Origin of the sequence: Amphritea atlantica, assembly GCF_024347255.1 — a bacterium.
GTDB lineage: Bacteria > Pseudomonadota > Gammaproteobacteria > Pseudomonadales > Balneatricaceae > Amphritea > Amphritea atlantica.
This window is the reverse complement of record NZ_AP025284.1, coordinates 322867-340382: the sequence shown is the minus strand read 5'-3', so window position 1 is coordinate 340382 and position 17516 is coordinate 322867. Positions and strand designations below refer to the sequence as shown.

Annotated in this window: 12 protein-coding genes; 1 reads left to right on the top strand and 11 read right to left on the bottom strand. The window is 51.6% G+C overall.

Going from position 1 to position 17516, the window contains the following annotated elements; genetic code table 11:
• Nucleotides 1–17: 17 nt before the first annotated feature.
• From gltB to pilM, 9 genes are all read right to left on the bottom strand, one after another.
• Nucleotides 18–4472, bottom strand: coding sequence for a glutamate synthase large subunit (gene gltB / locus OCU43_RS01600; protein ID WP_091354932.1), 4455 nt, complete (start codon nt 4470–4472; stop codon nt 18–20).
• 174 nt (nt 4473–4646) lie between these two features.
• Nucleotides 4647–6287 carry an AAA family ATPase gene (locus OCU43_RS01595; protein ID WP_091354929.1) on the bottom strand — a complete coding sequence of 547 codons (1641 nt, stop codon included), beginning with the start codon at nt 6285–6287 and terminating at the stop codon, nt 4647–4649.
• A gap of 12 nt (nt 6288–6299) precedes the next feature.
• Complete coding sequence (gene aroB / locus OCU43_RS01590; RefSeq protein WP_091354927.1) at nt 6300–7376, bottom strand: 3-dehydroquinate synthase; 1077 nt, start codon at nt 7374–7376, stop codon at nt 6300–6302.
• Nucleotides 7377–7389: 13 nt separating this feature from the next.
• Nucleotides 7390–7908 (bottom strand): shikimate kinase AroK, encoded by a 519-nt coding sequence (gene aroK, locus OCU43_RS01585; protein ID WP_275991322.1) that lies wholly within the window; start codon nt 7906–7908, stop codon nt 7390–7392.
• A 10-nt stretch (nt 7909–7918) separates the two neighbouring features.
• Nucleotides 7919–10024, bottom strand: coding sequence for a type IV pilus secretin PilQ (locus OCU43_RS01580; protein WP_091355260.1), 2106 nt, complete (start codon nt 10022–10024; stop codon nt 7919–7921).
• Nucleotides 10025–10029: 5 nt separating this feature from the next.
• Nucleotides 10030–10578, bottom strand: coding sequence for a pilus assembly protein PilP (locus OCU43_RS01575; RefSeq protein ID WP_091354921.1), 549 nt, complete (start codon nt 10576–10578; stop codon nt 10030–10032).
• Complete coding sequence (locus tag OCU43_RS01570; protein WP_091354919.1) at nt 10562–11164, bottom strand: type IV pilus inner membrane component PilO; 603 nt, start codon at nt 11162–11164, stop codon at nt 10562–10564. The genes OCU43_RS01575 and OCU43_RS01570 overlap by 17 nt, the downstream gene beginning before the upstream one ends.
• Before the next feature lies 1 nt (nt 11165).
• Complete coding sequence (locus OCU43_RS01565; RefSeq protein ID WP_091354917.1) at nt 11166–11714, bottom strand: PilN domain-containing protein; 549 nt, start codon at nt 11712–11714, stop codon at nt 11166–11168.
• 5 nt (nt 11715–11719) lie between these two features.
• Nucleotides 11720–12781, bottom strand: a complete 1062-nt coding sequence (gene pilM / locus OCU43_RS01560) for a type IV pilus assembly protein PilM (protein ID WP_091354915.1) — start codon at nt 12779–12781, stop codon at nt 11720–11722.
• A gap of 153 nt (nt 12782–12934) precedes the next feature.
• On the opposite strand from pilM, the gene OCU43_RS01555 reads away from it, so the two are divergent.
• Nucleotides 12935–15454 (top strand): penicillin-binding protein 1A, encoded by a 2520-nt coding sequence (locus OCU43_RS01555; protein ID WP_091354912.1) that lies wholly within the window; start codon nt 12935–12937, stop codon nt 15452–15454.
• A gap of 123 nt (nt 15455–15577) precedes the next feature.
• Here OCU43_RS01555 and OCU43_RS01550 read toward each other — a convergent pair whose 3' ends face one another.
• Together OCU43_RS01550 and rpmE are read right to left on the bottom strand one after the other, a co-directional pair.
• Nucleotides 15578–16849, bottom strand: a complete 1272-nt coding sequence (locus OCU43_RS01550) for a malic enzyme-like NAD(P)-binding protein (protein ID WP_091354910.1) — start codon at nt 16847–16849, stop codon at nt 15578–15580.
• 278 nt (nt 16850–17127) lie between these two features.
• The gene (rpmE, locus tag OCU43_RS01545) at nt 17128–17343 is read right to left on the bottom strand and encodes a 50S ribosomal protein L31 (RefSeq protein ID WP_091354906.1); all 216 of its coding nucleotides are present in this window, start codon (nt 17341–17343) and stop codon (nt 17128–17130) included.
• Nucleotides 17344–17516: the final 173 nt, after the last annotated feature.

The window sequence follows — 17516 nt, the reverse complement described above, 5'->3', positions numbered from 1 at the left end:
CCTGTTCGATGAACCCATTACTCCGGACGGGAGCGCATATCGGTCAGCAGCGCCCCCAGACTGGCAGCTTTCGGCTTAACCAGCCAGAAACGACCAATATAGTCATCGAAGTTTTCAACAATCTGCTGACCCCAGTCACTACCGGTCTCTTTCACAAAACCGATAATTACAGAGCGCAGGTGATTTTTGTACTCTTCCATATGCTGCGGAGCCACCCGATGGATATCCACCAGCTCATGGTTGTACTTATCAACAAAGGTGTTATCCATATCCAGCACGTAAGCGAAGCCGCCGGTCATACCTGCACCGAAGTTGTAGCCCGTCTGACCCAATACGGTAATCAGACCACCGGTCATATATTCACAACAGTGATCACCGGCACCTTCGATAACGGCATGGCAGCCTGAGTTTCGCACCGCAAAACGCTCACCAGCACAACCGGCAGCATACAGCTTGCCTCCGGTAGCCCCATAGAGACAGGTATTACCGATAATAGCGGTTTCATTGCTGGCATAGGTGACCACATCCGGCTGGCTGATAACGATCTTACCGCCGGCCATACCCTTACCAACGTAATCGTTGGCATCACCTTTCAGGTAAAGCTCCTGACCACCAGCGTTCCAGACACCAAAGCTCTGTCCGGCATGGCCGCTAAAGTTAAAGCGAAGCGGGGCATCCGACATCCCCAGATTGCCATGGACCCTGGCGATAGCCCCGGAAGTACGGGCACCCACCGAACGGTCACAATTGGTGATTGGCAGATCAAACACACCACCCGCTTTCTCGGCAATCGCCTGTTTAGCCAGTTCCAGCATCCGGCTATTCAACGCACCGGTATCATAAGGGTCGTTATGTGCGACCTGACAGGTCTGTGGATACTCTGCCGGAATACCCGCATCAGACACCAGCGGCGACAGATCCAGCTTGCCATGCTTGGCAGTACTACCGTCCAGCAGCTCCAACAGGTCAACCCGACCCACCAACTCTTCCAGCGAACGCACGCCGACAGTGGCCATCCACTGACGGGTCTCTTCTGCAACAAAGCGGAAGTAATTTTTAACCATCTCAACGGTGCCGCGGTAATACTTATCCCGCAGTTCATCGTTCTGAGTCGCCACACCGGTGGCACAGTTATTCAGATGGCAGATTCGCAGGTATTTACAGCCTACCGCTACCATCGGCATAGTACCGAAGCCAAAGCTTTCTGCGCCCAGAATGGCTGCTTTAACCACATCCAGACCGGTTTTCAGACCACCATCAGTCTGCAGACGAATCTTGCCCCGCAGATGGTTGCCCCGCAGTGACTGATGCGCATCAGCCAGACCCAGCTCCCAGGGGGAGCCGGCATAATGCACCGACGTCAGCGGACTTGCAGCGGTACCGCCATCGTAACCGGAGATGGTAATCAGGTCGGCATAGGCCTTGGCCACACCACAGGCGATCGTGCCAACCCCCGGCCGGGATACCAGTTTCACCGACACCAGACCTTCAGGGTTAACCTGCTTAAGATCGAAAATCAGCTGTGCCAGATCCTCAATCGAATAGATATCATGGTGCGGCGGAGGTGAGATCAGGGTTACACCGGGTACGGAGTAACGCAAACGGGCGATCAGGCTGTTCACCTTACCCCCGGGCAACTGACCACCCTCGCCCGGCTTAGCACCCTGAGCGACCTTGATCTGCATAACATCGGCATTAATCAGGTATTCAGGGGTTACCCCGAAACGACCTGAAGCCACCTGCTTGATCTTGGAACGCTTGTTAGTGCCGTGGCGGGCCGGGTCTTCACCGCCCTCACCGGAGTTTGAGCGACCGCCGAGTTCATTCATCGCCATCGCCAGACATTCGTGCGCTTCAGGAGACAGAGCTCCCAGCGACATGGCAGCGGAGTCAAAACGGGGGAACAGATTCTCTGCCGGCTCGACTTCGCTCAGCGGGATCGCTTTAATATCTTTTCTCAGCCCCATCAGGTCACGCAGCGTTGCCACGCCGCGCTTATTCACCAGATCAGCATACGCCTGATAGTCAGCCTGATCACCACTACGAACAGCAGCGTGAATTGTGCGTATTACATCAGGGTTGTAGGCATGGTATTCACCACCATGGATATACTTTAACAAGCCACCCTGCTGAATCTTCTTACGGGCCACCCAGGCTTCTTCAGACAGGGACTCCTGATCTTTCTGGAAATCACTGAAGTCAGCGCCTTCAATGCGGCTGGCCACACCGGGGAAACAGAGGTCAACCACATCAGAGCTGATACCCACTGCTTCAAACAGTTGTGCACCACGATAGGAGGCGATCGTAGAGATACCCATCTTCGACAGGATCTTCATCAGACCTTTCTTAATACCCTTACGATAGTTCTCGTGACTGTCGAGCCAGTTCATCTGCATTTCGCCGGTGGCACACAGATCGGTCAGCACCCGGTAGGCCAGGTATGGATAGACTGCGGTAGCACCAAAACCAAACAGCACGGCAAACTGGTGAGGATCGCGCACCGTACCGGATTCGACAATGATATTGGCATCGGCACGCAGGCGGGTATTGATCAGGCGGTGGTGCACTGCACCGGTCGCCATCGCCGCATGAATCGGCAGCCGCCCTGGTGCAATCGAGAAATCAGACAGAATAATCAGAACTTTGCCGGAACGAACCAGCTGTTCGGCCTGATCAGCAACCGATTCAATCGCTGCTTTCAGATCCATAACCGCAGGATCATAGTTCAGATCGATCTGGGCAACCCCAAAACCTTCAACGGTATTGTTTTTCAGCCGCAGAAATTTACTGGCCGATAGCACCGGTGAGGTAAGAATAACCCGGCGGGCATGCTCAGGGGTCTCTTCAAAGACGTTACGTTCGGCACCAATACAGGTTTCCAGCGACATCACAATCGCTTCACGTAACGGGTCGATTGGCGGATTGGTGACCTGAGCGAACTGCTGACGGAAATAATCAAAAACCGAACGCACTTTTGATGACAACACCGCCATCGGCTTATCGTCACCCATGGAGCCAACGGCTTCCATGGCAGTTTCACCCAGCGGACGCAATACCTGATCACGCTCTTCATAGGTGACCTGGAACATCTTCATATGCGTTTTGACCTCTTCCGGGGTCATCTCGCAGAAAGACTGAGACTCCTCAGTGAGGTTCATTGTCTGCTCGAGGGGCAGGGCATTCTCACGCATCCACTTTTTATAGGGTTGCGCTTTTTTCAGACGGTCATCAACATCGGCGGTGTGCAGTACTTCACCGGTCTGGGTATCGATTGACAGAATCTGCCCCGGACCGACACGGCCCTGAGATACGACATCCTCGGGCTTGTAATCGAATACACCGATCTCAGATGCGGTACAGATCAGACCATCTTTGGTCATCACCCAGCGGGATGGACGCAGACCGTTCCGATCCAGCATACAGACGGCGAAACGGCCATCGGTCATCACCATCCCGGCGGGGCCATCCCAGGGCTCCATATGCATCGAGTTATAGTCATAGAAGGCCCGCAGTTCAGCATCCATGGTATCGACATTCTGCCAGGCAGGAGGCACGATCATCCGTGCCGCACGATATAGGTTCATCCCCCCGACCAGCAGGAATTCAAGCATATTATCCATGCTGGACGAGTCCGAACCAGTGGTATTCACAATCGGCTGAAGCTCATCGACATTCGGCAGCAGTTCGGTGGCAAACTTGCTGGAACGGGCGCGGGACCAGTTACGGTTGCCCTCAATAGTATTGATCTCACCATTGTGCGCCAGCAGCCGGAACGGCTGAGCCAGCGGCCAGCGTGGCGCTGTATTGGTAGAAAACCGTTGATGATAGGTACAGATAGCGGTTTCCAGACGTTCATCGCTCAGATCCTGATAGAACACCGGCAGATCCACCGGCATTGTCAGCCCCTTATAGGAGATAACTTTGTCCGACAGACTGCAGATATAAAAATCCTCATCTGCACTCAGGGCAATCTCGGCCTTGCGACGGGCTGTATAGAGACTAACCGCAAATTCACGATCCGCTTTATCGGTTGTCACAAACACCTGCTCAATCTGCGGCAGAGTATCCTTTGCTATCGGTCCAAGACAACCCGGATCTGTCGGCACAACCCGCCAACCTGCGACATTCAGTCCTTGCGCCACCAGTTCATTATTCAACACCTCACGCGCAGTCGCTGCCAGGGCCGGCTCTTTTGACAGAAACACCATACCCACGGCATAACGGTCACCCAGCTCGACACCCAGATCGCTTTTTGCCGCCGCACGCAGAAATGCATCCGGCTTCTGCATCAGTAATCCGCAGCCGTCACCGGTTTTGCCATCAGCTGCGATCCCACCACGGTGGGTCATACATGCAAGTGCTTCAATCGCCTTCAACAATACATTGTGGCTTGGTTCACCTTGCATATGGGCCATCAGGCCAAAACCACAGTTGTCTTTGAACTCACCAGGGCGATACAGACCTATGCTCATAAACGAATCCCACCAAAAAGTTCTTAATTATCAATATATTACATCCACCAAATTCCAGCCACAGTTGTGTATGCAGAGAAAAAGGGACAGGTATTTTACACAGCGAGGGTATGAAGGACAAATTATAAGCAATACAGAAAATTTTTTTGTTTGCGCAGACGATACAAAAAAATACTATTTTCTGGCTGCCAGATCCGCCTGAATCCCCTGAATTGTCCTCGCCCAGGGCTTCAGCCTGGCAAGCGCTGAAGGTAGTGATGCACTGGCAGCATGGGCGGCATCCCGATCTTTATATTGCCCATAGACTACCACAAACCAGGGGTTACCCTTATAGCGGGTCTGAAACATATAAAATTTCTGAGGCTCTGCCTGTTCACGGATAAATGCTTCAGCGCTTTTGCGCATACCAGCGCCCAGCATTTGCAACGTATAACCACTGGCAGGCCAGCCCATCAGGGTTTGCTCCGCTTCAGTCAACTGATTGTTGCCAGCCACTGCTGCCTTAACCGGCGCTTTCTTAACCACAGGTTCAGGCTCTATTACTTTAACCTTTTTTGCTGCAGGTGCAATAGGGGCGACCACCGGCTTGTCCGCGACAGCGACAACCGGCTTATCGGCAGGCTTAGCTTCAGAGACACGGGTATCAGGCGTTTTAGCCAGGGGCTGCCCGGTATTAACGCTCTCTGACATCCGGTCAGCAGCAACAGGCTCCCCGGACGGCGCACTGGTTTCTGCTGTTTCGACGGTATCCCGATCAGCGGTTTGCAGGACGGATGATATCTCCTCCCGTGAGTTACTTTGCGCTAAAAGGGGTAATGAATCCGACGCAGATGACTGGTTATTATCAGTATCAGTCTGATTGACCTTAACCTCAGCGACCGGACTTTCATTTGCAGCGATCACCGGCCCCGCCTCTATCGGCACCTGAATCTGTACCTGCGTACGGGTTGTTCCGGCGTCACTTTCTGGCCAGTACTGCCACAACCCACCCAGAAGTACGAGCAGTAAAACGGCTGCAACACTAACAAGATGCACGCGGGAGAACCCTGCTGATTTGGCAGTCTTCTTCACTGAACCTGAACGAAACAGAAGCTCCGCCTGCTGATTGAGCGAGCCCGGGTAGCCACCGGAAGCCTCGTAAACAGCCTCAAGCTGTTTTTCAGTCAGGGATGCCGCTGCACTATACCGTTGCAGCAGATAACTTTTGGCTTCTGTTGCAGTAAACGGCTCCAGTATCAGCTGATGCACCTGAGACTCGAGTAGTTCATACTCATCAAACCCCTGCAGGCGTCCATGAAAACTATCCCCGGCGGCCATTAACAGATGCGGTTTAACCGGTAACCCCTGCGCCTCACTGAGCATCTGAAGCAACAGCTGAACAACCTGATTTTCCAGCTGATCAGCATTATCTATAATAATAACCCATTGAATATGCTCAACCGCCATCACCTGAGCAAAGCGGTAAATGGCATTCAGCATCTGCTGGTTATCAGCCTGGGTATCCAGCTCAGGGCTCAGCTGTTCGCTCAGGGCGACCAGCACGCCATTCAACCCTGGGGTTTTGCTGCCATCCAGGGAACAAAGCCGTAGCGTTCGATCACTCTCCGCCCCCTGCAGTTGTCGAATCAGGGTTGTTTTTCCGGCGCCCTCCGGTCCGGTGACCAGCAGCAGAAAATCACTGAAGCGACTCAGGTGCTCAAGCTTTTCCAACAGCTGTAATCGGGAAGATGGCTCAAAAAAGAAACTCTTACGCTGCTCTGCACTGGCAAATGCATCTGCCAGCGCGTCAACACCATTCCCTTTAAGATCAGCCATCGGTAAGCCCCTTTATGCTGCGAAGCGGGTTAAGGTTTGCTGCAATGCTGCCGGATCAAACTGATCAGTCACCACTGCCTTCCCCAGCGCTTTTAACAAAATCAAACGCAGTTGCCCGTCGACAACCTTTTTATCAACAGACATCAACGTCATAAACTCTTCAGGCGTCATTCCCCGCGGTGCGGTCACCGGAAGATTTGCCGCCTGCATGATCTGTACAACCCGCTGATAATCATCGCTACTGATCCATCCCAGTCGCTGAGACAGGTCTGCAGCCATCACCGTTCCAACTGCCACCGCTTCACCATGAAGCCAGTTACCATAACCCTGACATGACTCAATTGCATGCCCAAAGGTATGTCCAAGATTGAGTAACGCCCGGACACCGGACTCTTTCTCATCCTGAGCGACAACCTCCGCCTTCAACTCACAGGAGCGATAGATTGCATAACTCAGCAGCGATGCATCTCGCCCGATCAGGCCTGACATATTGGTTTCAAGCCAGCCAAGAAAACCCTCATCATAAACCAGGCCATACTTGATCACTTCGGCCAGTCCGGCCGACAGCTCACGATCGGGAAGCGTTTGCAGTACATCAACGCTGGCCAGAACCACCTGCGGCTGATGAAACGCGCCAATCATATTTTTTCCTAAGGGGTGGTTCACTCCGGTTTTCCCTCCCACTGAAGAGTCAACCTGGGAAAGCAGAGTAGTGGGAATCTGGATGAAGTTAACCCCCCGCTGGTAACATGCTGCGGCAAAACCGGTCATATCCCCAATAACCCCGCCGCCTAAGGCGATCAGCGTAGTGGTACGGTTATGGCGACATTCCAGCAGACGATCAAACACCGCATTCAGCTGCGCCAGCGTTTTAAACTTCTCCCCATCCGGCAGAATCACATCATCGATCTGCACCGCGGGCAAAACAGCTTTCAATGGTTCCAGATAAAGAGGAGCGACCGTTTCATTACTAACGATTAACACCTGATTTCCCTTGATATATGGGGTCAGGTTGTCCGGGTGAAACAGGTCGGTTCCGATAAAGATAGGATAGGAACGATCACCAAGATCGACATTCAGGGTTTGCATGGCGGGCTTATCTCTATTTAACTATTTGCTGTGCGCGAAGCTCCGTCATTATATCAGTAACCACCGCTTTAGGGTTACGGCGTTCGGTATCAATAACAATGTCGGCCACTTGCAGATAGAGAGGGTGACGCTGCTCCATCAGCGTATTCAGCACCGCCTCAGGATCGGGGGTTTGCAGCAAAGGCCGGTTTTTATCCCGCGCGGTACGCTCCAGCTGCTGTGCCACCGATGCCTGCAGGTAGACAACAGTTCCCCGTCCCTGCAAGTTTGAACGATTCTCGGCCCTCAGCACGGCACCACCACCCGTTGCCAGCACCTGATTATCCTCCTCACTCAGTTGATCGATAATATGCGCTTCCCGGTCGCGGAACCCCGTTTCACCTTCGACATCAAAAATCCAGGGAATATCGGCTCCGGCCCGCTCTTCAATAACTTTATCTGAATCAACAAACCTCAGTTTCAGCTCATGAGAAAGAAGACGCCCTATGGTGCTCTTTCCAGCACCCATAGGGCCAATTAAAAATATGTTCAATACAACAACCTTACTGCTTTGACAGAGACTCGCGTACCAGCTTAGGCGTGATAAAGATCAGCAGTTCAGACTTGATATTAGACTCCGATTTATTCCGGAACAATGCACCAAGCACTGGCAGATCACCCAGCAGCGGGGTTTTATTAACGGTATTCTGTGTTTCATTTTCAAACACACCACCGAGCACAATTGTCTGCCCATCAGGCACCACAACCGAGGTTTCTAACAGGTTTTTGATAATACTGATATCTCCGTTCGACAGGGTCTCACCCACGGAGTCTTTCTTAATGACCAGATCCATAGCGATCCGGTCGCCCGGGTTGATCCGCGGCGTTACCTCCAGTGAGAGCACCACATCCTTAAACTCAACCTGGACATCGCCGTCCTGAACAGTCTGGTAAGGAATCTCTCTACCAGATTCAATGAGTGCAGCTTTACCATTGGTGGTGACAACCTTGGGCTGGGAGATCACCTCAATCCGACCATCAGATTCCAGGGCGGATAACTCCAGCTGTAACAGTGCACTGTTAGAAGCAAGCCCGATAGCAACGGAAGCGGGCGAGGTAACATTGGCACCAAGATCCACCATCAGACCACTGGGCACCGCACCGGGAGAGGAGACACCTGATATTGAACTACCGATAGAGATCGCATTGCCTGACGAATCAGCATCACCATACCCCAGCCCCCACTTAATACCGAGATCTTTCGACACAGTGGTGTTAGCGGTTACCAGACGCGCTTCAATCAACACCTGTGCAACCTCGGTATCAAAACGGCGCAGGGTTGAGCGGATCTCTTCAATCCGTTTTTCTGTTTCACGCACCATCAGCACATTGGTTTCATCATCCGCGAGCAGGAAACCCCGCTCAGAGATCAGCTTCGCCTCATTCAGACGGGACACCATATCGGAGGCCTTCCTGAAATCCACCTGGATAAACTCGGTGCGCAGCGGGGCCAGTTCCTCGACCTGCTTACTGCTCTCCAGCTCCACCCGTTCACGCTCGGCGATCTCTTCTGCTGTACCGATCAGCAGCACATTACCCATCTCACGCTTATCCAGCTTGTTGGTATTAAGAATCAGATCCAGCGCCTGATCCCAGGGAACATTTTTCAAGCGTAGCGTGATATTACCACCCACGTTATCACTGACAACCAGGTTCATCTCCGCGACTTCGGCAAGAATCTGCAGTACGGAGCGCACCTCGACATTCTGGAAGTCCAGATCGATCCGCTCTCCCTGGTAAGGAAAGCGTTCCTCCTCTTTTTTATTCAGCTCAGCCTGAGTGATAGGCTTCAGATCCACAACCAACTGGTTATTAGTCTGATAAACCATATAGTCATAAGGTTCGGGAGACGGCTTAATCAGAATCGACACATTCTCACCACTGGCCATCGAGTCGATAAACATCACCGGCGTGGCAAAATCCTGAACATCGATACGGTTCTGCATACTGGCAGAAAGGTCAACCCCCAACAGATTGACAACAATGTTATTGCCCTCTTCGATAACATCCACTCCAGCCCGATCATCTGACAGAGAAACAACCACCCGTCCGGCTCCTTCCGGAGTCCGCTCAAAATCGACACCTTTAACCCGGGTCTTATCTGATACAACAGGCTTAGCGGTAGAATCTGCAGTGACACTCTTACTGACTTTGGCCACCTCCTGTTTTGCCATTCCGCGGTCACCTACCGTCAGGAACAGGCTATTACCATCGGCGCGGGTTTCAAAGGCAGATGCTTCAAACAGATCGAGAACAACCCTCAGCCGGCCGTCAACCTGAGCGAAGTTGATCTTATCCACATTGCCAGCCTCAACGGTCAGCAACCGGGTATCCTGTGTATTTTCAACGCCCCACATATCGAGGACCAGACGCGCCGGGCTGTTAGTCATATAGGATTTAGGCAGCGAGGGGGGCACATCAAAATCGAAGCGAACCTCAAGCTTATTATCGGGAAGCGCAACAAAGGAGGACGCCATAAGCTTTGCATCTGCAGCGATCGCATTGAAAGCCAGCATCCACAGCCCGATGACTATTCCCGCCATCTTAGCGAGTGCGGAGTACGTCAGTTTACCCGCCTGAATATTCTTATTCACAGTATTCACCATCATCGTCATCAATCCATCACCACGCTACGGGGCCGTCGCATCCAACCACCCCGGCCGTTTGTAACAATCTCAATAAGCTCAACATTATCACTGTTAACAGCAACCACTTTGCCGTAATCCAGCCCCATATAATCACCGACAGAAACCCGGTGCACTTCGCCCTTCTTATCCTTAATCAGCGCCCAGCGTGAGCCATCTGCACTCATATTAATGGTGCCAACCATGGAAAGATTATCCAGCGAAAAGGTTTCGAGATAGCTTTTTTCCCGATCCACATCAGGTTTTATGCCATTATCGCCTGGCGTCGCAACCTCATCCCCGGTATCCAATGCAGCGATAGACACCAGCGGTTTGAAAGGGCTGCGCATGCTGGCCCCCTCATAGACAAAGCTATGATAGGGCTTAAATTCCGGCAGCGGCTCCACCTTTATAATCTTTTTCTGCTTCTCCTGCGCAACAAAACTGCGCAGATCACTGACATCCTCAATCCAGACACAACCGCCGAGAAAAAAGGGAGTAAGAATCAGGAAACGCAAAAGTTTACTTGGTATCATCATAGCGATAAGTCTTTGCACTAATTGTCATATCCAGCTGACCTCCAGCAGGAGTTATACTGTAGTCATGCAGGGTCACAATCCGGGGGATTGCGGCAACGCCGCTGACAAACTGGCCCATCTGGTGATAGGTACCACTCACCTTTATATTGATCGGAAGCTCAATAAATATCTCATTTCTTATCTCCCCGCCCAGTGTGATCGACTGAATATTCAGACCGCTTGAACGACCAATTTCGGTGATATCCTCCAGCAGACCGGGCACCTCTTTCTCGGTCGGCAGCTGTTTCAGCAGTTCGGAAAAACGCCCCTGAACATCTTTCATCTGTTCGCGGAGCTGATCCAGACTGGCCACCTGAGTTGTCTTAACCGAGATCTGCTGCTTAAGACCGCTCTCCTGACTAACCTCACGGGCCAGATTTTTCTCTTTATCAGTAATGTATAAATAGACACCAGCGCCAACGACCAGCGAAAAAACCAGCAGGTAGGTGATCACTTTCACCCCTATTGGCCAGTTACCCGCCATATTGAAGTCAAGGTTATCGGCGTCAAACCCTTTAAAACTGTTTTTCAATGCATCCATTGCCATATCAGTTCACCTCTTCCAGCGAGGGTTTCAATACCGGAACAGTCAGGTTGAATTTCTTCATATTGCCATCATTCGCCACGGTAGACAGGTTCGGCTCACCAAACCAGATACTGGCATAAATATGCCGCATCAGACTCGAAACATCGTCACTTTTCTCAGCCCGCCCAGCCAGATTAATGGTATCGCCTTTACGGCTCAGGGACTGATAATAGACACCATCAGGCAGCACCCGAACCATCTCATCAAAACTTCTGACGATCAGGGGACGGGTCCCCTGAAGCTCCTGAATCGCATTCAGACGGGCAATGAGACGGGCACGTTGCTGCTTTAACTCTTTAATGTCAGCCAGCTGCTTGTCCAGCTGTGCAATCTCGCTGCGCAAAAAGTTGTTCCGCGTTTTTTGCCGGTCTGTTTGCATATCGATATAAAAACCGATCAGAAATACCACCACGGCAGCAAGAAATGCAGCGGCCACCAGATTCACAATGAACTGTTTTTGCCTCTCAGCAGACTGTTCTTCGCGCCAGGCCCTTAAATTTATCTTTGCCATAGTCGCTACCCTTCAAAGCTTCGTAACGCCAGACCACAGGCTTTTACCAGGGTTGGAGCATCCTGACTCAGCCGGCCTGCATTGATTTTCGAGTCCAGATCCATACCCACGAATGGATTAGCAACCTCAACAGCCACACCCACCTCGGCCTGCATCTGTTCAGCCAAGCCATCAATCGCGGCGGTCCCCCCAAGAATATAGAGTTTACTCAGCTCATTGTGCGGACCAGAGGAGTAGAAAAACTGCAGCGAACGTGAAACCTGCTGCGAAACAGTGCTTCGGAAGGGCAGCACCACACTCTGTTTCAGTTCATCAGACAGTTCGCCGCTACGCAGGAGATGTTCGACCTCTCCCGCTTCCAGTCCCGACTGTTGATGAATAATATTGCTCAGATCGTTACCACCAAACGCCTGTTCACGGTCATAAACGATCTTGCCGTTTCTGAATACATTGAGCGTAAGAGTAGATGCACCGATATCGACCAGCCCGATAAGCTGATCGGTTGTTTCCGCTGCATTATCCAGCAACCCCACAACCCGCTCAGTGGCAAAACGGTCGACATCAACAACTTCACACTTCAACCCGCTGCTGTTAATCGCGTCTTCACGCATTTCCACATCATCTCGACGACAGGCAACCAGCAGAATATCATTGAGTTCCGGACTGCTTTCCGATGGACCAAGCACCTCAAAATCGAGGGCGATCTCATTCAGGGGATAGGGAATAAAGCGATCCGCTTCAAGCTTAACCTGTTCTTCAAGCTCAAACTCGGTGAATGCGTTACTCAGTTGGATGGTTTTAGCGATTACAGCAGAGGAGGGCACTGCAGCAACACAGGTAGTCAGCCCGCCGCCACATATTTTCAACCCCTTCTCAACAGCTTCAGATACCTGACCGATATCCTGAATACTGCTCTCTATAACGGCAGATGAAGGCAAAGGCACAATCGCGTATGAGTCAAGACGAAGTCCCTTCCCGCGCTTTGAAAGTGCCACCATTTTAATTGAAGAGGAGCCGATATCTATGCCGACCCATCCTTTTTCCTGTTTGCTAAGAAAGCTAAGCACAGTAAATTATCCTTAAAAAATCCCGCATAAACCGAGCGTTATTGACTCTAGCGCGGTTTCATCAAAAATTAAACCACTGTTTCACTAGTGGCTGACACTTTCTTACAGATATAATAACTCGGCAACAAAAAACTTAACTTTAAATAACTTAACATGAAAATATTGACATCGTTACTCAAGATCGGCCTAAAACTCACCATACTGGGCTGCTTTGTTGGCTGCCTGGCATTGGCCGCGGCGTATTTTTACTATGCGCCCAAACTTCCCGATGTCGAAACCCTGCGAGACGTTCAGCTGCAAACCCCCCTCAGAATCTACTCTGAGGACGATAAACTGATCTCTGAATTTGGCGAAAAGCGCCGTACACCGATCAGTTTTAACCAGATCCCCCAGAACTACATCAACGCCCTGCTGGCTGCCGAAGACCGGAATTTTTTCGAACACATCGGTATCGACATCAAAGGCCTGTTCCGCGCTGTCTTTCAGCTGGCAAGTACCGGCCATATCCAGAGCGGTGGCAGCACCATCACCATGCAGGTCGCCAAAAACTACTTCCTCACCCGGGAACGCTCTTTTGTTCGTAAATTCAATGAGATACTGCTCTCACTCCGGATCGAACAGGAGCTGACCAAAGAGGAGATTTTTGAGTTATACATCAACAAAATCTACCTGGGACACCGCTCCTACGGCATCCAGGCTGCCGCCAACATCTACTACGGCAAAGATATCGATCAACTCAGTCTGGCTCAGGTCGCCATGATTGCGGGTCTCCCCAAAGCACCGTCTGCATACAACCCGATCACCAATCCCAGCCGTGCACTGGAACGCCGCAACTGGATCCTGAAACGGATGCACAGCCTCAGTTTTATTAACGACGAGGACTATGAAACCGCCAGAAATGAACCCATCAGTGCAGAATATCATGGCACCCAGATTGAACTATACGCTCCCTATGTTGCTGAAATGGTTCGCAATGAGCTATATCAATACTTTGACGAGAGTTTATATACCAACGGCTTCAGAGTTTACACAACGCTAAACAGCACCATGCAGGCGGCAGCAAACCGGTCCGTAGAGGATGGTCTGATCGCATACACTGAGCGACACGGATATTTTGGCCCGGAAAAACCGGCAGCAGTAACCCCGCTCGCTGAAGAAAATATCACCGCGTATCTGGAACAGCAGCGTACCTACGGTTCTCTGCAACCGGCAATTGTTCTCAGCACAGATAAGCAAGAGGCACAACTCTTCATCAAAGATCATGGTCCAGCCACGCTAAGCTGGGACAACATGGAGTGGGCGCAGCCCTATAAAGGCCCCAACAGTCGGGGACGAAAACCTGAACAGGCAGCGGATATATTCTCCCCTGGAGACATGATCAGAGTACGTTTGGTCAGCGAAAACAACTGGCGTCTGACCCAGATCCCACGGGTAGAGGGCGCGCTGACCGCCCTGTCACCCCAGAATGGCGCCATCAGAGCACTGGTTGGCGGCTTTAACTTCAACCACAACAAATTCAACCGGGCTATCCAGGCAAGACGCCAGCCTGGCTCAAACTTCAAGCCTTTCATTTATGCCTCAGCGCTGGAGCAGGGCTACACACCTGCGACTCTTATCAATGATGCTCCCGTGGTGTTCCATGACAGCAACCTGGAATCAAACTGGAGACCAGAAAACTACAGCAAAAAGTTCTACGGCCCGACCCGTTTGCGCGAAGCTCTCTACAAATCCAGAAACCTGGTATCTATTCGCATCCTGCGTTCAATCGGCATCGATACCGCGACTGAATTTCTCAGCCGCTTTGGCTTTGATAAAGACCGGCTGCCGAACAATCTTTCCCTATCACTGGGAAGTGCAGACATAACCCCACTCGAACTGGTGACAGGCTATGCCGGTCTGGCCAACCAGGGCTTTAAAGTCAGTCCCTACTTTATCGACAGAGTTGAAGATTCAGAAGGTAATATTCTCTATCAGGCACAGCCAGCAACCGTCTGCCCGGAATGCACCTACATCGCCAACCCTTCCGCTCCGCCAGCGGTATTAAAACGTATAGAGCAGCAAGCAGCCACCACAGGCAACGCCATCATCACCCCGACATCAACCCCAGACAGCACCCCTCCGATCAACCAGGAAGAGCTTCCCACCAGCCAGCCAACCGGACAACAGGTTACCAGCCTTCCGCTGGCAAACCGGATCATGCAGCCGCAGACCGCTTACATGATCTACAGCATTATGCAGGATGTTATCGCCCGGGGTACCGGACGCCGCGCCCGGGTACTGCAACGCTCAGACCTGGCGGGTAAAACCGGAACCACCAACGATCAGAAAGATGCATGGTTTTCAGGCTTTAACAAAGATGTGGTGGCGACCGCCTGGGTCGGCTTTGACCAGCCATCAACCCTCGGACGCAGCGAGTTCGGCGGAACCGCAGCATTGCCAGTCTGGATCGAGTTCATGGAAACTGCCCTGGCCAACAGCCCGGATCAGCCCATCGCTCAGCCTGAGGGGCTGGTCAGCATCAGAATCGACCCCAAAACAGGCCTGTTGGCATACCCCGGCCAGGAAGATGCCATTTTCGAAATATTCCCCGAGGCCAGCGTACCGAAAGAGATTGCCCACAATCCAGCACTCACAAATGCCACGGGAACAACCCGAACAGAAGAAATATTCTAAATCAAGAGAGCCGCAGCCGCCCTGCTCAGCCAGGGCAACAGCTCTTCCTTTATCCGAACCAAAAACCAGTCTTCAGGCACAAAAAAACCCGGCATGCCGGGTTTTTTTAATTACCGTATCAACTTACCGGTTCAGCAAAGCCGCAACGGTTGTCAGCGGGTAATGAGCAGGCAGAGGCAAACGGGCCACACCTGAATCGATAGCCGCCTGAGCGACCGCCTGAGACACAACACCCAGCAGGCGAGAGTCAGTTGGCTTAGGAATAATATACTGAGGACCGAACTCCAGAGAACCCAGCTCGTATGCATCCAGAACGTCCTGAGGAACGGGTTCTTTAGCCAGATCCGCCAGAGCTCTTACAGCGGCAGCTTTCATCTCTTCATTGATAGCAGAAGCGCGGACATCCAGTGCGCCACGGAAGATGAAAGGGAAACCCAGTACGTTATTGACCTGGTTAGGGTAATCTGAACGACCGGTCGCCATGATGACATCATCACGAACAGAGTGAGCCAGCTCAGGCTTGATTTCCGGATCAGGGTTAGCACAGGCAAAGACAACCGGTGTTGGCGCCATCTTCGCCAATTGCTCAGCACTCAGCAGGTTGGGACCAGACAGACCAACAAACACATCAGCGCCATCGATTGCATCATCCAGCGTGCGCTTATCGGTCTCTGAAGCGAATGCCGCTTTCTCCGGGGTCAGGTTTTCACGACCAGAGTGGATAACACCGGTACGGTCAATCATAAAGATATTCTCGACCTTGGCACCCATATTCACCAACAGCTTCATGCAAGCATGCGCCGCAGCACCTGCACCAAGACAAACAATCTGTGCATCTTCAAGTGTCTTACCGGCGATCTCCAGAGCGTTGATCATACCCGCAGCCGTTACGATCGCGGTGCCGTGCTGATCATCATGGAATACCGGGATATTGCAACGTTCAATCAGAGCGCGCTCTACTTCGAAACACTCCGGCGCCTTGATATCTTCCAGGTTGATACCACCAAAGGTATCTGCGATACGGGCAATGGTGTCGATCAGAGCCTGAGGGCTTTCAGAGTCAACTTCGATATCAACAGAATCGATTCCGGCGAACCGCTTAAACAGCAGCGACTTACCTTCCATAACAGGCTTGGACGCCAAAGGCCCCAGATCACCAAGACCCAGAATCGCAGTACCGTTAGTGATAACAGCTACCAGATTACCTTTGGCAGTATAGCGATAAGCGTTATCAGGATTTTCTGCAATAGCACGTACAGGCTCAGCAACACCCGGGCTGTAAGCCAGCGCCAGATCGCGGGCAGACTCAGCAGAAGTAGTCAGCTCAACACTGATCTTACCCGGGCGAGGAAACTCGTGATAATCGAGTGCAGCTTGTTTCATATCTTCAGACATGGTCGCGGTTCCAATTAGTTATAAAAATTCGGAGCTGGAATCATATAGAAAAGATCCTTCGCGCTCAACCGCAAAAACAGCCCATATCTCTGAAATTTTCACGATATTTAGTGTATTTTCTACTACTTTTGAGGGAGTAAGCAGAATTTACAAAAGAATTGTTCTGCAAAATCAGAGGATCTAACCAGTTATGCTAAAGTTTTATATAAATCAGTCTGAATTGACCAGAAACAAAAAAGGCACCCCAAAGGGTGCCTTTTTTCACAATACGGAATCGTTTACTTCTTAAGACCACGTCCGCCGAAACGCTTGTTGAAGCGATCAACACGACCACCGGTAGTCGCATCTTTCTGCTTGCCGGTATAGAACGGGTGGCACTGGCTGCAAACATCGATGTGGATGTCTTTACAAACAGTTGAACGTGTCTTAACAACGTTGCCACAAGAACAGCTTGCGCTGATCTCGGAGTATTCTGGATGGATATCTTTTTTCATCTGAAACCTCAGTTGTTTTGTATGCCGCCACCCGATCTCTTGCCGGGCACCGCATGCAGGCAGTTAAGCCTATAGGATTAAGGCCGGGCATTATACGCACAGTTTTCACCCCCAGCAAGCATTTCCAGGACTAAAACAACCACAGGTTAACAGCGAAAACAAAAAGACATACA